Below are 20,850 nucleotides of genomic sequence, written 5' to 3'. Positions count from 1 at the left end.
CGGGATGACACCACGGCAGACGCCACAGCGGCACAGAGCAACGAACAAGCTGGACAGAGGAACTTCCATGGTCGAACGGGCGAGCGACATCGCGATTGTCGGAATGTCGTGCAGAATGCCGGGGGCTCGTGATCTCGACGCCTTCTGGGCGTTGCTCCGGGACGGGCGTGACGCGGTCGGCTCCGCGCCCGCGGACCGGCCGGGAATCGACGAGATCGCCGGATTCCTGGATTCGGCAACGGAATTCGACGCCGAATTCTTCGGGGTGCCGCCGAACGAGGCCCGGGCGCTCGACCCGCAGCAGCTGCTCGGGCTCGAATTGAGCTGGGAGGCGCTGGAGGACGCCGGATACCCGGATGCCGCCGGCCTGCGCGCGGGTGTCTTTTTGGGCAGTACCGGCACCGACTTCGCCGAACTCGTTGCCGCACAGGGTAAGCCGGGTGTGGGCCGGCATTCGCTGTGGGCGGTGGGGCGCGGTGTCCTCGCCAACCGGATCTCCAATCACTACGGATTCACCGGCCCGAGCCTGGTCGTCGACAGCGGGCAGTCGTCGTCGCTGCTGGCCGTCCATCTGGCCGTCGAGGCCCTGCGTAGCGGCGAATGCGAGGTGGCGCTGGCCGGCGGGATCAACCTGATCCTGTCGCCGCTCAGCGGCGAGCGGATCGAGCAGTTCGGCGCGCATTCGCCGACCGGCCGGTGCCGGACCTTCGACGAACGTGCCGACGGCATCGTGCGCGGTGAGGGTGGCGGTCTCGTCGTTCTCAAGCCGTTGGCCGCGGCGCTGGCGGACGGCGACCGGGTGCACGCGGTCATCCGGGGCAGTTCGGTCAACAACGGCAACGAGCGCAAAGTCCTCAGCGCGCCCAGCGCGGACGCGCAGATCGCGGTGATCCGATCGGCATTGGCCGCCGCCGAGGTGGCACCGGAATCGGTGCAGTACGTCGAATTGCACGGCACCGGGACGCCCGCGGGGGATCCGGTCGAGGCCGCGGCCCTGGGCGACACCTACGGCGCCGGCCGGCCCGTGGGCGATGCGCTCGCGGTCGGATCGGTCAAAACCAATATCGGTCATCTCGAGGGCGCGGCGGGCGTCGCCGGGCTGATCAAGACCGTGCTGTGCCTGCGGAAACGCGAGTTGGTGCCCAGTTTGCACTTCCGCCGACCGAATCCGCGTATCGCGCTGGAGGATCTGGGCCTCGAGGTGGTCACCGCGCGACGCGAGTGGGCGGAAACGGCGGTGCGCCGGGCCGCGGTGTCGGCCTTCGGAATGGGCGGCACCAATGTGCACGTCGTCCTCGAGCAGGCGCCGGTGTCGGCCGAGTCGTCGGTGGAGTCGGGCGGACGGTCCGGCGGCGCGACCGCGGCACCCGATGCCGGGACCGCGACCGGCGACTCGATCTGGCTGATCTCCGCCCGCACCGAGGCGGCGTTGCGCGCGCAAGCGGCCCGGTTGAGCGACTGGTCGGCGGCACATCCCGACGCCGATCCCGCGGATATCGCCTGGTCGCTGGCACACACCCGAGCGCGGCTGGAATGGCGCGGCGCGGTCGTCGGCGGCGGAGCCGAGGATCTGCGTGCGGGACTGGACCGGCTCGCCGGCCGTACCGAGGAGCCGGGCGGGTCCGCGATCGACCACGACGGCGGCGAAACCACCGGTCCGGCAGTGGTTTCCGGCCGTGCGGCGCATCACAAGGTGGCCTTCGTCTTTCCCGGGCAGGGCAGTCAGTGGCGGGCCATGGCGGCCGGATTGCTCGACAGCGAACCGGTTTTCGCCGCCGCGGTCGCGGAATGCGAGGCAGCCCTGGCTCCGTTCGTCGAGTGGTCGCTGACCGAGGTGCTGCGCGGCGAATCCGACCTGTCGGACTTCGAACGCGTCGATGTGGTGCAACCGGCGCTGTTCGCGATGATGGTGTCGCTCGCGCGGTTGTGGCGGTCCCGGGGTGTGGAACCCGATGTGGTCGTCGGACATTCACAGGGCGAGGTCGCCGCGGCCGTCGTGATCGGCGCCCTGTCGCTGTCGGACGGCGCGCGCGTGATCGCCCTGCGTTCGCGGGCCGGAGCGGAGCTGCTCGGCGACCGTGGCGGGATGGCCGCGGTCGGACTGTCCCCGGACGCGGTGCGGGAGATGCTGCTGCCGTTCGGCGATCGGCTGTCGCTGGCCGCGATCAACGGTCCCACCCAGACCGTCGTCTCCGGCGAGATCGATGCGGTCCGGGAGTTCGTCGGCCGGTGCGCCGACCGGGGCGTCTGGGCCCGGATCGTGCCCGCGGCATGGGCCGGCCATTCGAAACTCACCGAGGTGGTGCGGGAGCGGCTGCTCGCCGAACTGGCGCCGGTCCGGCCCCGGCGCAGCTCGATTCCGTTCTTCTCGACCGTGATCGCCGACTACCTCGACACCTCGACCCTGGACGCCGAGTACTGGTATCGGTCGTTGCGTGAGCCGGTCCGCTTCGCCGAGTCGGTCGAGGCGTTGATGCGGTCGGGTACAACGGGTTTCATCGAGCTGAGCCCGCATCCGGTGGTCGCCATGGCGATGGGGCTGACCGCCGAATCGATCGGTTTCGCCGATCGAGTCGCCATCCTCACCACCCTGGAACGCGGGCACGGTGCGGCCCGGCATTTCCGCGCCGCGCTGGCCCGGGCCGTCTGTGCCGGAATCGAGGTGCCGGCCGACGTCCTGGGCGGAACCGGCGGGCGGATCGATCTACCCACCTATGCCTTCGACCGCCGGCGGTGGTGGTCTCCCGACGCGGCGAGCGTCGCGGCCGCGGGCGATGTGAGCCGGGCCGGGCTGATCCGTTCGGATCATCCGATCCTGGCCGCCGCCGTCTCGGTGGCCGGGCGCGACGAATGGTTGTTCACCGGACGTCTCACCCGGGCCGCCCATCCCTGGCTGGCCGAATTCTCGGCATCGGGCAGCGGTGCGGTGTCTCCGGCAGTCCTGCTGGAACTGGCGCTGGCCACGGCCGCGCGGGTGGGCGCCGGCGCCGTCGCCGAACTGCGCCTCGAGACTCCGTTGCCCGAGGTGGCGGAGACGGTGGACGTCCAGGTGCTCGTCTCCGCACCCGACGACGATGGCCTGCGCCGGTTCACCGTATCCGCCGCGACGGTGGACGACGCCGAAAACATCGGTCCCTGGGTGCCTTTCGCGACCGGCGCGCTGGCGCCGGAGAACGGTGCGCAACCGCAGCCGGTCGACGGCGACTGGCCACCCGCGGCGGCCGAACCGCTGTCGGTGAGCGATCTCTACGATCGTCTCGCCGCGCGTGGACTCGGGTACGGCCCGGTCTGGCAGGGCGTCACGGCGGCCTGGCAGCGTGGGCACGAGGTGTATGCCGAGGTGTCCCTCGAAGCGCCGCCCGCCGAGGCGGTCGCGCCGTTCGGAATTCATCCCGCCCTGGCCGATGCGCTGCTGCATCCGGCGATCGATCGGCTGGCCGACGGCGCGGACAGCGCCGGTGAGCAGTCGCTCGTCCTGCCGGTGGCCTACACCGATATCCGCCTGCACGGGGCGGCGGCCGCGGTGCGGGTCCGCATCGAGCGAACCGACACCGCCACCGTTCGGGTGTCGGCCTTCGACGAGGCGGGCCTCCCGGTCCTGACCATCCGGTCGGTATCGCTGCGGCCGGTCGAGATCGCCGGAGCACGGGCCGCGGCGGTGACGCTCGCGACCACGCCGCGCCGCCGGAGCGTTTCCGCCGGATCGCTGGCGGCCAGGGTCCTGGCCGCGCCGGACGCGGAACGGGATGCGCTGGTCCTCGCGGTGGTGCGCGACCATGCCGCGGGAGTGGTCGGGCACGATTCCGTCGATGCCATCGATCCGGATCAGCCGTTCACCGATTTCGGTTTCGATTCCCTGAGCGGACAACAACTTCGGAACCGGCTGGTGCAGGCGGCCGGTGTCGACCTACCGACCACGCTGGTATTCGACCACCCGACACCGCGCGCGGTGATGCGGCTGATCCGGTCGCGGCTGGAGGGGACCGCCCCGGCCGCCGTGCGGTCCGCGCGCCGCAGCCGGTCGGACGAACCGATCGCGATCGTCGGCATCGGCTGTCGCTTCCCCGGCGCGGTCGGATCGGCGCAACAGCTGTGGGATCTCGTCGCCGAAGGGCGCGACGCCATTTCCGGATTCCCCACCGATCGCGGCTGGGATCTCGACCGGCTCTTCGATCCGGACCCCGACAAGCCGGGCACGGTGTACAGCCGTGAGGGCGGCTTCCTCACCGGCGCAGCGGATTTCGACGCCGCCTTCTTCGGCATCGGGCCGCGCGAGGCCGCGGCGATGGATCCGCAACAGCGATTGATGCTCGAAGTCGCCTGGGAGGCGCTCGAGGACGCCGGTATCGACCCGGCCGCGCTGCGCGGCACCGACACCGGTGTGTTCGTCGGCGCCAGCGGCTCGGGATACTCCCGCGCGGTGGTCGGCGAATACGAAGGTTTCCGGTTGACCGGGACGTCGCAGAGCGTGATCTCCGGCCGGGTCGCCTATCTGCTCGGTCTCGAGGGACCCGCGGTCACCGTGGACACCGCCTGCTCGTCCTCGCTCGTCGCCCTGCATCTGGCCTGCCAGGCGCTGCGGCGCGGAGAGGCGTCGCTGGTCTTGGCCGGCGGTGTGAGCGTCGCCGCGAGTCCGGCGTTGTTCGTCGATTTCGCCCGGCAGCGCGGACTGGCGGCCGACGGCCGGTGCAAACCGTTCTCGGCCGCCGCCGACGGTGTCACCTGGGCCGAGGGCGTCGGCGTGCTGGCCGTGCAGCGGCTGTCGGACGCGCAGCGTGCCGGCCATCGGATTCTGGCGGTGATCCGCGGCAGCGCGATCAACCAGGACGGCGCATCGAACGGGTTGACCGCGCCGAACGGCCCCTCCCAGCAGCGGGTGATCGCCGCCGCACTCGCGGACGCGGGCCTGCAGCCGGCGGATGTCGATGCGGTCGAGGCACACGGCACCGGCACCGCGCTGGGCGATCCGATCGAGGCGCAGGCACTGATCAACGCCTACGGGCAGGATCGGGCGCAGCCGTTGCGGATCGGGTCGATCAAGTCGAATATCGGCCACGCCGTCGCCGCGGCGGGGGTCGGTGGCGTCATCAAGATGGTGCAGGCGCTGCGGCACGAGATGTTGCCCAAGTCGCTGCACATCGACGCGCCCAGCCCGCATGTGGATTGGTCGGCGGGCGCGGTCGAGTTGCTGACCGAGCCGGTGGCGTGGCCGGCGGGTGACCGGCCCCGGCGCGCTGCGGTGTCGTCGTTCGGCATCAGCGGCACCAACGCGCACCTGATTCTGGAGGAGGCGCCGGCCTCGGCGGACCGCGCGACCACCGACGAGCCGGTGGCGCCGGCCGCTGCCACCGATCTCGTGCCGCTGGCGATTTCGGCGAAATCGGCCGAAGCGCTGCGCGCCCAAGCGGATCGGCTGCGGCAGTGGTTGTCCGACCGGCCCGAGGTGGATCTGCCGAGCGTCGCGCATTCGCTGTATACGACCCGCTCGCAGCTTCCGCACCGCGCCGTGGTCGTCGGGTCCCGCCGCGACGACCTGCTGGCCGCGCTGGCCGAGGTCGCCGCCGCGGCCGAGGGGCCGGCGATCGTCTCCGGCCGGGTGCATGCGGGCACGACCGCCTTCCTGTTCACCGGACAGGGCGCACAGCGAGCCGGCATGGGCGCCGAACTCGCCCGGACGTTCCCGGCCTTTGCCGCCGCCCTCGATCGGGTATGTGCGGAATTCGATGCGCTGCTGGGTATTTCGTTGCGCACCGTGATGTTCGACGATCCCGACGGGGTCATCGACCGTACCGAATTCACCCAGCCGGCCTTGTTCGCGTTCGAAGTGGCGCTGTATCGCCTGGTCGAATCCTTCGGTGTCACACCGGATGTGCTGATCGGGCATTCGATCGGCGAACTCGCCGCGGCGCATGTGGCCGGGGTGTGGTCGCTCCCGGACGCCTGCGCCCTGGTCGCCGCCCGCGGCCGGCTGATGGGCGCGCTCGAGCCGGGCGGGGCGATGCTCGCGGTGGCCGTCGACGCGGCCCGTGCGCGGACGCTGCTCGAGGGCGTCGGCGATCGGGTGTCGATCGCCGCCCTGAACGATCCGGCGTCCACGGTGTTGTCCGGTGACACCGAAGCCATCGCCGAGATCGAACGGCGAGCGGCCGCCGACGGGGTGAAGACCACCCGGCTGCGGGTCAGCCATGCGTTCCATTCCGCTCGAATGGATCCGATGCTCGACGAATTCCATTCCGTCGCAACCGGGATCGAGTATCACCCGCCGCGGATTCCGCTGATCGCCACGGGGACGGGCGAGTCCGCGGACGTGACCGCGCCGGAGTACTGGGTCGAGCAGGTGCGCAGCACGGTCCGGTTCGCCCCGGGTATCGACGCGGCCGTCGCATCGGGAGTGCGGAACTTCCTCGAGATCGGACCGGATGCCGTACTGGCGGCGCTGACCCGCCGGTGCCTGTCGGCGGACCTGGAAGCCGGGTGCACGGTGGCCGCGGCCGCCCGCCGGGCCACCGACGAGGTCACCCAGGTGGTCACAGCGCTGGCGCAGCTGCACACCGCCGGGGTGGACGTGCAATGGCAGCCGCTGTTCGCCGGGCGGACGCCGCAGCGAATTCCATTGCCCACCTACGCATTCCAACATCGTCGTTTCTGGTTGCAGCCCCGGGCGGCCGGCGCCGCCACCGATCATCCGATTCTGACCGGGGTGCTGCCGCTGGCCGGGTCCGACGAATGGTTGTTCACCGGCCGCTTCTCGCTGCGCACCCATCCGTGGATCGCCGATCACATGACCTACGGCGTCGTGGTGGTCCCCAGCGCGACCCTCATCGAATTCCTGCTGGTGGCCGGTGAACGCATCGGGTGCGGCGTGGTCGAGGAACTCACCCTGCAGGCCCCGATCCTGCCGACCGCCACCGCCGACATCGAGCTCCAGGTGCTGGTGCGCGCCGCGGACCCGAGCGGGCTGCGGCAATTCGAGTTCTACTTCCGGTCCGGCGCGGACGGCGAATGGGTACACAACGCCACCGGCGCGCTGGCCGAGCGGTGGGACGGCGATTCCGACCTGCTGACCCGGCTGCGTGCGGAGGCCTGGCCGCCGGCCGATGCCGAACCGATCGACCCCGCCTGGATTCCCGCGCAGATCGCCAAGGGGTCGGGACTGGAGTACGGGCCGGCCTTCCTCGGCGTGCAGGCGGCATGGCATCGTGACGGGACGGTGTTCTCCGAGATCGCGCTCGACACCGACGCGGCCACCGATGTGCGGCGCCACGACCTGCATCCGGCCCTGCTCGATCTGGTGATGCACAGCGGGCTGGCCCAATTGGCATGGCGGGAACTGGATGTCGACCCCGACGCCGGACGGCTGCTGTTCCGGTGGGGCGGGGCCCGGTTGCACAAGGGCGCCGGCGAATGGCCGGCCGAAGTGATCTCGCTGCGGGTGATCGCCATCGCCACCGGTGCCGAAACGGTGTCGGTAGCGACGGTGGATCCCGACGGCAATCCCATCGTGTCGGTCGACGCCGTGGTGATGCGTCCCTACGACGTCAAGGAGTTCCGCCGCACGCTGGTCCGGGACCAGGCCGCGCTGTACCGGCTCGGCTGGGTCGACGCCACCGCCCGCACCGATATCGGCACCCCGGCCCTGGCGCTGCTCGGCGACACCACGATCGCGGGCATCGACGCCCAGGGATCGTCGCCGGCGGAGCTGTCGGCCGGGCCGCGGCCGGATGTGGTGGTGTGGCGCGCCGATGCTCCGGACGCCGCGGCGACGGACGAGCCCGCCGCGGTGGGCGAGCGGGTGCGGCACACCCTCGCGACGCTCACCGCCTGGTTGGCCGAACCGGCACTGGCGGATTCGACGCTGGTCGTGGTCGTCACGGGCGGGTCGGGCCGTGCCGGGGAGACGGTGGCTCCGGTGGCGGCGGCGATCGCGGGACTCGTCCGCAGCGCGCAGAGCGAACACCCGGGACGTTTCGTCCTCGTCGACGAGGACCCGGCACGACCCCTGGATCGGGAGCAACTCGACGCCGTACTGCGCAGCGGTGAACCGCAGGTCGCCGTCCGCGACTCCGCGGTACTGGTGCCGAGACTGATGCGGATCCACACCGAACCGGGCACGCCCGCACCGCATTTCGACGCGGAGACGGTGCTGGTGACCGGCGGCACCGGTGGACTCGGCGCGCTGGTCGCCCGTCATCTGGTCGCCGTCCACGGCGTGCGCCGGCTGGTGCTGACGTCGCGTCGCGGCGCCGCCGCGCCCGGTGCGGCGGAACTCGCCGCCGACCTCGAGCGGGCCGGGGCGCAGGTGCGCGTCGTCGCCTGCGATGTGGCGGACGCGGCCGCCGTGCGCGCCGTCGTCGCCGAACTGGGCGCCGGTCCGATCGCGATCGTGCACGCCGCCGGCGTCCTCGACGACGGCACGGTGCAGAATCTCACCGCCGAACAGGTCGATCGAGTGCTCGCGCCGAAGGTGCGCGGTGCTTGGAATCTGCACGAGGCGACGCGGGATCGGGCGGTCTCGGCCTTCGTGGTGTTCTCGTCGGTCGCGGCCCTGCTCGGCTCGTCCGGTCAGGGCAATTACGCCGCCGGCAACGGTTATCTGGACGCCCTGATGGTTCGCCGCCGGGCGGCCGGGCTGCCCGGTATCGCGTTGGCATGGGGGCCGTGGCATCAGGGCAGCGGGATGACCGGCGGTCTGAACCGGGCGGCGCTGGCCCGCTGGGACCGGATGGGGCTGGGGCAACTCGGTGACGAGGAGGGGCTGCGACTGTTCGACGCGGCCCTGGCCGCCGGGCATCCGGCGGTGGCGCCGCTGCGATTCGACCCGACCGCACTGCGTCGCGAATCCGATGACGCCGCGGTGCCGGCGGTGCTGCGCGGCTTCCTCCCGCGCCCACCGGCGACCACGGAACGTGCGCAGGCGTCGGCGGCGGGCGCGCTGAGCGCGCGGCTGGCCGAGGTGCCCCCGGCGCGCCACGAGGAAATCGTCCTGGATGTCGTTCTCGCCCAGGCGGCCGCGGTCCTCGGCCACGATTCACCCGATGACATCCGCCCCGACCAGCGCTTCGACGAGATCGGCTTCGATTCGCTGGGCGGTGTGGAATTCCGCAATCGGTTGGCCAAGGCCACCGGTCTGCAGCTGCCATCCACCCTGGTGTTCGATCACCCGACGGTCGCGGCGGTGGCGGCGCTGATTCGCTCGCGGGTCGCTCCGGCGCCCGCGACCGCACCCGCGAAACAGGTGGTCCGGCGGAAGCGGACGGACGAGCCGATCGCGATCGTCGGCATGAGCTGCCGGCTCCCCGGCGCCGCCTCGCCCGAGGAGTTGTGGCGGCTGCTGGCCGCGGGAACCGATGCGACCGGTGATTTCCCCTCCGATCGCGGGTGGGATCTGGAACGACTGATCGACCCGGACCCGGACAAGCCCGGCACCGTGTACGCCGGTCGCGGTGGATTCCTCGCCGGCGCAGCGGATTTCGATGCCGGATTCTTCGGCATCGGGCCGAGTGAGGCGGCGGCGATGGATCCCCAGCAGCGGCTGCTGCTCGAAGCCGTCTGGGAGGCGTTCGAGGATGCGGGGATCGATCCGAACTCCCTGCGCGGCAGCGATACCGGTGTGTTCGCCGGAGCCTGCTACTCCGGCTATTTCGACCGGGTGACCGGGGAGCTGGAGGGCTATCGCCTCACCGGCACCACGCACAGCGTGATCTCCGGGCGCGTCTCCTACGTCTTCGGTCTCGAGGGCCCGGCGGTCACGGTGGACACCGCATGTTCGTCGTCGCTGGTCGCCCTGCATCAGGCGTGCCGCGCGCTGCGACAGGGCGAGACCTCGCTGGCGCTGGCCGCCGGTGTCACGGTGGCCGCCAGTCCGTATCTGTACGTCGATTTCGCCCGCCAGCGCGGACTTTCGCCCGACGGCCGCTGCAAATCCTTCGCCGCCGGCGCCGACGGGGTCGCCTTCTCCGAGGGCGTGGGGGTACTGGTGCTCGAGCGTTTGTCCGAAGCACGGCGGCTCGGCCACCGGGTGCTCGCGGTGGTCCGCGGTACGGCGGTGAATCAGGACGGTGCGTCGAACGGTCTGACCGCCCCCAACGGCCCGTCCCAGGAGCGGGTCATCGCGGCGGCGCTGGCGGATGCGGGCCTGGCGCCCAGCGATGTGGACGCCGTCGAGGCCCACGGCACCGGGACCACCCTGGGCGATCCGATCGAGGCGCAGGCGCTGATCAACGCCTACGGTGCCGATCGATCCCGGCCGCTGCGCATCGGATCGATCAAATCGAATATCGGACACACCGTGGCCGCCGCGGGTGTCGCGGGTGTGATCAAGATGGTGCAGGCGCTGCGGCACGAGATGCTGCCGAAGTCGCTGCACCTCGATGCGCCGACGCCGCATGTGGATTGGTCGGCCGGAACGGTGGAACTGCTGTCGCAGGCGCAGCCCTGGCCGTCCGGCGGACGGGTGCGCCGGGCCGGGGTGTCCTCGTTCGGGGTCAGTGGCACCAACGCGCACGCGGTCATCGAGGAGGCTCCGGCGGAGGTCGCCGCGCCGGTGACGGCGGCGGTTCGGCCCGAGCCGCTGGCCTGGCTGCTCTCGGCGAATACGCCGGCCGGTTTGCGGGCGCAGGCGGAGCGGTTGCGGCAGTGGGTGCTCGACGATCCGGACATCGATGTCCGCGATCTCGCGCACGCCCTCGTCGCTACCCGGGCTCGTCTCGATCGGCGCGCGGCGGTGGTCGGCTACGGCCGCGACGAGCTGCTGACCGGTCTGGCCGATCTGGCCGCCGGGGCGTCGGGCGTGCTGGAAGGCAGTGCCGGGACCGGGAAGACCGCTTTCCTGTTCACCGGTCAGGGCGCGCAGCGGTCGGGGATGGGCGCCCGGATGTACCGCGAGTTCCCGGTCTTCGCAACGGCTTTCGACGAGGTGTGCGAGCAGATGGACCAACTGCTCGGGCGCTCGCTGCGCGAGGTGATGGTCGAACCGGAGCACGCCGAGCTGCTCGATCGGACCGAATACACCCAGCCCGCACTGTTCGCCTTCGAGGTGGCCACCTACCGGTTGCTGGAGTCGTTCGGCCTCACCCCCGACGTGCTGATCGGTCATTCGATCGGAGAGCTGGCGGCGGCCCACGTCGCCGGTGTCTGGGATCTGGCCGACGCGTGTGCCCTGGTGGTGGCGCGGGGCCGGTTGATGGGCGCGCTGCCGTCGGGCGGCGCGATGCTCGCGGCGGCGATCGACGAGGAGGGGGCGCAGGCGGCGCTGGCCGGATTTGGCGGGCGGATCTCGCTGGCGGCGGTGAACGGCCCGGCGTCGGTGGTGGTGTCCGGGGCGGCGACGGCGATCGACGAGCTCACCGAGGAGTTCACCCGGCGCGGGGTGCGGATCACGCGGCTGCGGGTCTCCCATGCCTTCCATTCCGCGCTGATGGAACCGATGCTGGACGAATTCCGGGCGGTGGCGGCGGGATTGAGCTACCATGAGCCGCGGGTGCCGATGGTGTCCGGGGTGACGGGTAGGCAGGCGGGAGCGGAGATACTCGACCCCGAATACTGGGTCGATCAGGTGCGCGCCTGTGTCCGGTTCGCCCCCGGTATCTCGACCGCGGTCGACCTGGGCGCGCGGCGGTTCGTCGAACTCGGTCCCGACGCCGCACTCACCGCGATGGTGCGGGAATGCCTGGCCGAGACGCCGGTGGAGGCCCGGGTGACCACGGTGGCCACGGCCCGGCGCGGTACCGCGGAGCCGATCCAGTTCCTCTCCGCCCTGGCCGGGCTGGACGTGGCGGGTACCTCCGTGAACTGGCCCGCACTGTTCACCGAGCGCCCCGTGCGCCGGGTTGCGTTGCCCACCTACGCGTTCCGGCACCAGCGCTACTGGCTGCAACCGAGCGTGCCCGCTGATGTCCGGCGTTCCGGATTGGACGAGGCCGCCCATCCTCTGCTGGGTGCGACGGTCCGGATTCCGGACTCGTCGGATGTGGTGTTCACGGGCCGGCTGTCGCGGGAGGATCAGCAGTGGCTGGCCGATCACACCGTCGGTGGCGTGACGCTGCTCCCCGGTGCGGCATTCGTGGATCTGATCGGCCATATCGGCGCCTCCCTGGATTGCCCGCGGCTGGCCGAGTTGGTGCTCGAGGCTCCGCTGCCCGTTCCGGCGACCGGCGGCGCCGAATTGCGCGTGGTGGCCACCGGCCCCGACGAGGGCGGGGCACGAACGGTATCGGTCTATTCCCGCAATCCCGCCTCGGACTCCGATGCGGCGCAGGCGGATTCGCATCCTTCCGAGTGGGTCCGGCATGCGGTGGCAACCGTCGCGGAACTCGGGGAACCGCATCCGGCGCCGGCAACGGGTGCCGACGCACCGTGGCCGCCGGTGGACGCGGTCGCGGTGCCGCTGACCGATGCCTACGCGGAACTCGGCGCCCGAGGCTACGAATACGGCCCGGCCTTCCAGGGGCTGACCGCCCTGTGGCGGCGCGACGGTGAGGTGTTCGCCGAACTCGCGCTCCCGCCGGCCGGGCGGGTGGCCGGCGCGCGGTTCGGGATACATCCGGCAATGCTGGACGCCGCACTGCACGCGATCCTGGTCGCCGGGCAGGCGCCGGGTAGCGAATCCGGTCTGGTGGTTCCGTTCTCGTGGGAGGACGTGGTGTTCCACGCCGTCGCCGGAGACACGCTCCGGGTCCGGGCCGCGGTGTCGGATTCGGCGCCCGATCGAATCGCGTTGTCGCTCATGGCCTCCGACGGCACACCGGTGCTCGAGGTGGGCGCTCTCACGCTGCGTGTCCTCACCGCGACCGCGAGTCGTGCCGGTGGCCTCGGGTATGCGGTGGACTGGGTGGCGATCGATCCGCGGCCGGTGTCCGAGGTGATCTGGTCCCCGGCCGAGGGCCACGAAACCGTGACCGTCGGCAGCCGGCACGCGGTCGTCGTCCGGATCGACACTCCGTCCGGCGCCGACGTTCCGGCGTCGGCCCGAGACGTGCTCACGGCGACGACCACCCGGTTGCAGGAATTGTTGGCGCAGGACCGTGACCTCGTCGTGGTGACCTCCCGGGCGGTGGCGATCCATGCCGGTGAACCGGTCGATCCGGCCGCGGCCTCGGTCTGGGGCCTGGTGCGCACCGCGCAGAGCGAGTATCCGGACCGGGTACGCATCGTCGACGTCGAATTCCGGGACGGCTACCGCGATGCGGCGGTCGGCGCGCTGGCGGGTGACGAACCGCAGCTCGCGCTGCGGGGTTCCGCCGCGTTCGTCCCGAGACTGCGCAGCGAGGCGAACGCCGAGCACGGTCCGCTGGCCGGCGCGGACCTGCTGAGCCCGACCGCACCGCAGCAGGAGTGGGCGCTGACCCTGAACGACAAGGGCACGCTCACCGCCGACAATTTCGGTCTGCGCCCGGATCCGGCGAGTGCCGCGCCGCTCGCGCCGGGCCAGGTCCGGGTCCGGATGCGGGCGGTCGGACTCAACTTCCGGGATGTGCTCGTCGCGCTCGGAACCTATCCCGATCCCACCGCCGGCATCGGCGGCGAGGGCGCCGGAGTGGTGACCGAGGTGGCCGCGGACGTGACCGAATTCGCCCCCGGCGACCGGGTTTTCGGCTTCGTCACCGGCGTCGGTTCGCTGGCGGTCACCGATCACCGGCTGCTGGCGCCGATGCCGGCGGAGTGGACGTTCGCGCAGGCCGCCGCGGTGCCGGTGGTGTATGCGACGGCCTATTACGGCCTGGTCGATCTCGCCGGGGCGCGGGCGGGACAGACCCTGCTCCTGCATGCCGCGACCGGCGGTGTCGGCATGGCGGCCGTCCAGCTCGCGCGGCACCTGGGGCTGCGCCTGCTGGTGACCGCCAGCCGGGCGAAATGGAACGTGCTGCGGGACATGGGTTTCGACGACACGCAGATCGCCGACTCCCGCACCCTCGAGTTCGAGGAGAAGTTCCGCGCGCAGACCGGCGGAGCGGGCGTGGATATCGTGCTCGACTCGCTGGCCGGTGAATTCGTCGACGCCTCACTGCGTTTGCTGCCGCGCGGCGGACGGTTCGTGGAAATGGGCATGATCGACCGCCGCGATCCGGACGAGGTGGCGGCCGCGCATCCGGGCGTGCACTACCACGGCTTCATGCTGATGGACGTGGCCCCCGAACGGCTCCAGCAGATCCTGCGGAGCCTGGTGGAGCTCTTCGCGGCGGGAACGCTGACGCATTCGCCGCTCACCGCATGGGATCTGCAGCGGGCGCCGGAGGCGTTCCGTCACCTCAGTCAGGCCCGGCATGTCGGCAAGAACGTGCTGACCCTGCCGGCGCCGTGGAATCCGGAGGGCACCGTGCTGATCACCGGCGGCACCGGCGGGCTGGGGGTGGTGGCCGCACGGCACCTGGTCGCCACGTACGGCGTGCGCCGGCTGCTACTCGCGAGCCGGCGCGGTCCGGCGGCGCCGGATGCCGATCGGGTGCGCGCGGAACTCACCGCGCTCGGCGCCACCGTCGACATCGTGGCCTGCGATGCGGCCGACCCGGACGCGGTGCGCGCGCTGCTGGCCGCGATTCCGGCGCAGCATCCGCTCACGGCGGTCGTGCACACGGCCGGTGTGCTGTCCGACGGTGTGCTGAGCGCGCTGACTCCGGAACGGCTCGCCACCGTGCTGCGCCCGAAGGTCGACGCCGCCTGGAATCTGCACGAGGCGACCAGCCGGCTGGATCTGGCCGCCTTCGTGCTCTACTCCTCGATCGCCGGTGTGATCGGCAGCGCGGGGCAGGCCAATTACGCTGCGGCCAACGTGTTTTCCGACGCACTGGCCCAGTACCGGCAGGTACGGGGCTTGCCCGCCACATCGCTGGCGTGGGGGCCGTGGCGAGACAGCACCGGGATGACGGAGGCGTTGAGCGCGGCGGACCTGGCCCGGTGGCAGCGCGAGGGTTTCGTGCCGCTGGCGGCGGCCGAGGCGATGGCGATGTTCGATGCGGCGCTGGTCGCCGGCCGCGCACAGGCCGTGACGGCCCGCATCGACCGCAACGCCCTCGCCGCGGTCGACGAGCACCGGCTGCGGCCGGTGCTGCGGGGACTGTCGGGTCCGCCGCGTCCGCGCGGCGGGCAGGGGACGGCCACCCCGAACGTGACGGCGCGGTTGGCCGGACTCACGCCCGCGGAACAGACCGACCTCATCGTCGAGGTGATTCGGGAACAGGCCGCGGCGGTACTGGGTCTCGACACCGCAGACGAGGTCGAGCCACAACGGCCGTTCAGCCGCACCGGATTCGATTCGCTGGGCGTGATGGAGTTCCGGAACAGGTTGAAAACCGCGGTGGGCGTGCAGGTTCCGGCGACCGCGATGTTCGACCATCCGACCCCGGTCGCGCTGGCCGAATACTTGCGTACCCAGCTCGCGCCCGTCGACCGGACCGGCGAGCGCCTCACCGCGGAGGTGGAGGCACTGGCCCGGGCCTGTGCGGCCGCCGAACTGGATGCGGATCAGCGCGCGGCGCTCGCCGAACGGCTGCGGGCGCTGAGCCGAGAGCTCGACGACGGCGGGGCCGACGCCGACGACCCGCTCGACGCCGCGGACGACCGCGAGCTCTTCGACTTCATCGACAACCTCAGCTGACGGCACGACCAGGAGCCCACCGATGGCCGACAACGACGAACTCCGCCGGTACCTGAAGAAGACCGCCAAGGAGCTTTCCGAAACCAAGCAGCAACTGCGCGAACTCACCGAGCGGGTGGGCAGCCCCATCGCGATCGTCGGAATGGCGTGTCGCTACCCGGGCGGAGTGCACTCGCCCGAACAGCTGTGGCAGCTGGTGGCCGACGGTGTCGACGCCGTCGGCGACTATCCGACCGACCGTGGCTGGGATCTGCGGCGGCTGTTCGACCCGAATCCGGATGTGCCGGGAACCATCTACACCCGGCAGGGCGGATTCCTGGACGCGGTGGGCGATTTCGATCCCGGCTTCTTCGACATCAGCCCGCGCGAGGCCGCGGCGATGGATCCGCAGCAGCGGCTGATGCTCGAGGCGGCCTGGGAGGCGCTCGAGGACGCCGGCATCGACCCGGTGTCGCTGCGAGGCAGTGATACCGGCGTCTTCGCCGGGGTGATCCACCAGCACTACGGCCCACGGGTCGGGTCCCCGCAGCTCACCGCCGAGGCGGAAGGCCATGCCTACCTGGGGGTTTCCAACAGCGTGCTGTCCGGCCGGATCGCCTACACGCTGGGTTTCCAGGGGCCGGCGATCTCGATCGACACCGCGTGCTCCTCCTCGCTGGTCGCACTGCACCTGGCCTGCCGGGCCCTGCGTCAGGGCGAGACCGATCTGGCGTTGGCCGGCGGGGTCACCGTGATGTCGGATCCGTCGCTGCTGATCGCCTTCGCCCGGCAGCGCGCCCTGTCCGCGGATGCGCGCTGCAAGGCGTTCGCGGCCGCCGCGGACGGCACCGGCTTCTCCGAGGGCCTCGGAATGGTTGTGCTGGAACGGTTGTCCGACGCGCAGCGGCACGGCCATCGGGTGCTGGCGGTCATTCGCGGCAGCGCGGTCAATCAGGACGGGGCGAGCAACGGACTCACCGCCCCGAACGGGCCGTCGCAGGAACGGGTCATCCGGCAGGCGCTGTCGGACGCGGGCCTCACCCCCGCCGATATCGACGCGGTGGAAGCGCACGGCACCGGGACCAGACTGGGCGACCCGATCGAGGCGACGGCGCTGATCGGCGTCTACGGGCAGGGTCGTGCGCAGCCGCTGCGCCTGGGTTCGCTGAAATCCAATGTGGGACACACGTCCGCGGCCGCCGGTGTCGGTGGGGTGATCAAGATGGTGCAGGCGTTGCGTCATCGGATGCTGCCCAAGACCCTGCACGTGGACGAGCCCACCCCGCATGTGGACTGGTCCGCGGGTGCGGTCCGGCTCCTGCTCGACAACGAACCCTGGGAGCCGGGTGCGCGGGTCCGGCGGGCGGGTGTGTCGTCGTTCGGTGCCAGCGGCACGAACGCCCATCTGATCCTGGAGGAGGCGCCGGCCGAGGAACCGGCTATCAGCGATGCTGCCGAATCCTCCGCTCCGGCAGGCGGTGTGGTCGCGTTGATGGTGTCGGCGCCCACCGAGCAGGGCCTGGCCGGGCAGGCCGATCGGTTGCGGCAGTGGCTGCTCGACCATCCCGACGCCGACCCGCGCGACGTGGCCGGTTCCCTGCTCACCACGCGGACGCGCTGGAACCGGCGCGGGGGTGTGGTGGGCCGCGACCGGGCCGAACTGCTCGCGGGCCTGGCGACACTGGCCGGTGATTCGGCGACCGGCGGCGCCGAGGTGGTGCGGGGATCGGTCGGCTCCGGTCGCACCGCGTTCCTGTTCACCGGACAGGGTGCGCAGCGCGCCGGGATGGGCCGCGGGTTGTACCGGTCCTTCCCGGTCTTCGCCGCCGCCGTCGACGAGATCTGCGCCGAATTCGATCCGCTGCTGGGGCGGTCGCTGCGCGCGCTGATGTTCGATGACGACAGCGGACTGCTGGACCGGACCGAATACACCCAGCCCGCGCTGTTCACCTTCGAGGTGGCCGTGTGCCGGCTGCTCGAATCATTCGGTCTCACACCGGATCTGGTGGTCGGGCATTCCATCGGCGAACTGGCGGCGGCCTACCGCGCGGGCGTGTGGTCGCTGCCGGACGCGTGCGCGCTGGTGGCGGCGCGCGGCCGGTTGATGGGTGCGCTCCCCGCGGGTGGGGCGATGCTGGCGGTGGCCGCCGATGCGGATGCCGTCGCCCCGGTACTGGCCGAGTCCGCCGGGCGACTGTCGCTCGCCGCGGTGAACGGCCCGGCCGCGGTGGTGCTCTCCGGGGACGCCGAGGCGGTGGCCGAGGCGGAACAGCGATTCGGGCACCAGGGGGTGAAGACGAATCGGCTCCGGGTCGGCCATGCCTTCCACTCGGCGCATATGGACGGGATGCTCGAGGAGTTCCATCGGGTGGCCGCGGGCCTGACGTACCGGGCCCCGTCGATTCCGGTGGTGTCCAATGTGTCCGGCGAACTCGCCGAGCGCGAGCTGACCGATCCGGCGTACTGGGTGCGTCAGGTGCGCTCCGCTGTTCTGTTCGAGCCGGGGGTGCGGGCGCTGACCGGCGCCGGTGTGCGGCGATTCGTCGAGGTGGGCCCGGACGCCGTGCTCACCGCCCTCACCCGGCGTTGCCTTGCCGAACAGCCGGACATCGACGGCCGCTCGGTCGTCGCGGCCGCCGGTCGCCGCACCGTGGACGAAACCGTCCAGCTGCTGACCTGCCTCGCCGGCGCCTGGGTCGCCGGCCTCGACGTCGATCTGGAGCGGGCACACGGTGATCGGCCCGCCCGTCGAATCACGCTGCCCACCTACGCGTTTCAGCGGCAGCGGTACTGGGTGGCGCCGACCGACGGGCTCGGCGATCTGCGCCGGGCCGGCCTGGTCGCGGTCGATCACCCGATGCTGGGCGCGGCGGTCTCGGTCGCGGGTAAGGACGAATGGCTGTTCACCGGCCGGCTGTCGACGGCCACCCAGAGCTGGGTCGCCGACCACACCGTCTTCGGCACCGTCCTGCTGCCGGGCACCGGGTTCGTCGAATTGGCCGCGACCGTCGGCGCCCGCCTGGGGCTCGAGCTGGTGGACGAGGTCGTACTGCAGACCCCGCTCGTCGTCGCCGGCGACGCCGAGATCGATATCCAGATCGGCGTCGACGCTCCCGACGATGCCGGCCGTCGGCGGTTCACCGTCACCTCGCGGCTCGCCGGTGACCACGATGCGGGCACCGAGACGACCACTCATGCGCACGGCGTGCTCGCTCCGGACACGCTCGACGAACCGCCCGTCGCCGACCCCGTGGACCTCCCGGCGGACGCGGCGAGCACCGCGGCGGCCCGGTACGACGAACTCGCCGCGCGCGGACTGGAATACGGCCCGGCGTTCCGCGGCGTCCGCGCGGTTCGTCGCGCCGCGGGCGAGGTCGTGGCCGAGCTGGCGCTGCCCGATGCCGCCGGGACCGACGGGCCGAGTTTCGGGCTGCACCCGGCGCTGCTCGACGCCGCCCTGCACGCGGCGGCCGACGAGCTCGCCGCCGATCTGCCCGCCGGCACCGTCCCGCTGCCGTTCTCCTTCCACGGGGTGCGGGTGTACCGGGCCGGTGTCACGGCAGCGCGGGTCCGGATCCGCCGGATCGATGCCGACGGTGTGCGCTTGGACCTCGTCGACGCCGACGGGGCACCAGTGGCCGTGGTGGCCGCGGTGCGCATCCGCGCGGTGGACCGCCGCTCGCTGGACGACGGCCGGTCGATCGCCCGTCGGTCGCTGTATGAAATGCATTGGGAGCCGGTGGAATCGGACGCCACGGTCGCCGATACCGGCGTGGTCGTCGCGGTCGGGGCGAGATCGGATGCCGGCTTCCGCGAACACCACCCGGATATGGCCGCACTGGCCGCCGGCGGACACGACACCGGCGAAGCCGGCACGGTCGTCTGGTTCGCCCCGGTCGAGCCCGGCAGCGCGCTGTCCGCCACGGCGGTGCACGCCGGCGTGCACACCGCGCTGACCGCGCTGCGGACCTGGCTGGCGTGGGCCGGAGGATCCGAGTCCCGGCTGGTGGTCGTGACCCGGCGGGGCGCCGATCTGCCGGACGAGACACCGGCTCCGGCCGCGGCGGCGATCGCCGGCCTGGTGCGCAGTGCCCAGGCCGAATATCCGGGCCGGATCACCCTGCTGGACTGCGGCAGCGAGGCCGAGGTGACCGACACGACCGTCGGGGCCGCCCTGGCCACCGGTGAGCCCCGGTTGGCCTTGCGCAACGGACGATTCCATGCGCCCCGGCTCCGGCGGCACACGTCGAACCCGGTCGCCGCGGTCGATCTCGGATCGGGTGCGGTGCTGATCACCGGCGGAACCGGCGGACTCGGCGCCGCGGTCGCGCGGCATCTGGCCGCCGACCACGGGATCGGCGACCTGGTGCTCGTGTCGCGACGCGGCCCGGACGCCCCGGGAGCGCGCGAGCTCGTCACGCAGCTGACCGAACTCGGTGCCAGGCCGCGCGTCATCGCCTGCGACCTGGGTACCCGCGAGGCGGTCGCGGGGCTGCTCGAACAGTTGGCCGACGGCCCCGCCCTCACCGCCGTGATCCACGCGGCCGGCGTCCTGGACGACGGGACCGTCGAGACCCTGACCCCGGAGCGGATCGATCGGGTACTCACCCCCAAAATCGATGCGGCGCTGCACCTGCACGAGCTGACCGCCGACCGCGAGCTGTCGGCCTTCGTGCTGTTCTCGTCGATCTCGGCGGTATTCGGTTCGGCCGGACAGGGCAACTACGCCGCCGCGAACGCCGCCCTGGACGCGCTGGCCCGGCATCGGACGGCCGCCGGCCTGCCCGCGGTGTCGGTGGCGTGGGGTCCGTGGGACACCGCGGGCGGCATGACCTCGGCGCTCTCCGCCGCGGCCGTTACCCGGCTGGCGCGCATGGGTTTTCGTCCCATCGCGCAGGCCGACGGCCTCGCTGTGTTCGACGCCGTATGCGGTCTGAACGCGTCGTACGTGGCCGCTGTCGATTTCGATATGGCAAGCCTGTCGACCCAGGCGCACACCGGGGAGCTACCGGCACTGCTGCGGGCGCTGGTGCCCGCGGCGCGCCGCGGCGCCGGCACCGGTGAACTGGCCCGGCGGCTGGCCGGGGCACCGGTGGAATCTCACGACGCCATCGTGCTGGGGTTCGTCCGGACCCAGGTGGCCGACGTCCTGGGCCACCCCTCCGGGGACGCGATCGACGCCGAGAAGCCGTTCAGCGAACTGGGTTTCGACTCGCTCGGGGTGGTGGAGCTGCGTAATCGCCTGACCAAGGCGACCGGCCTGTCCTTGCCGACCACAC

Annotated in this window: 2 protein-coding genes; both read left to right on the top strand. The window is 71.9% G+C overall.

What is annotated here, in order from left to right; genetic code table 11:
* The first annotated feature begins 4 nt into the window (after nucleotides 1–4).
* On the top strand, nucleotides 5–15,592 hold the full coding sequence (locus tag ON37_RS34835; protein WP_306306496.1) for an SDR family NAD(P)-dependent oxidoreductase: 15,588 nt from the start codon (nucleotides 5–7) through the stop codon (nucleotides 15,590–15,592).
* A 22-nt stretch (nucleotides 15,593–15,614) separates the two neighbouring features.
* On the top strand, nucleotides 15,615–20,850 hold a 5,236-nt coding region (locus ON37_RS19660), incomplete at its 3' end, for a type I polyketide synthase (protein ID WP_040721281.1).

Origin of the sequence: Nocardia veterana NBRC 100344 (assembly GCF_000308855.1) — a bacterium.
Lineage (GTDB): Bacteria > Actinomycetota > Actinomycetes > Mycobacteriales > Mycobacteriaceae > Nocardia > Nocardia veterana.
This window is presented reverse-complemented; position numbering and strand designations above follow the sequence as displayed.

What these genes read in the sequence shown, in the direction of transcription:
- ON37_RS34835 (WP_306306496.1), top strand. Translation starts at nt 5, where the DNA reads ATGACACCACGGCAGACGCCACAGCGGCACAGAGCAACGAACAAGCTG.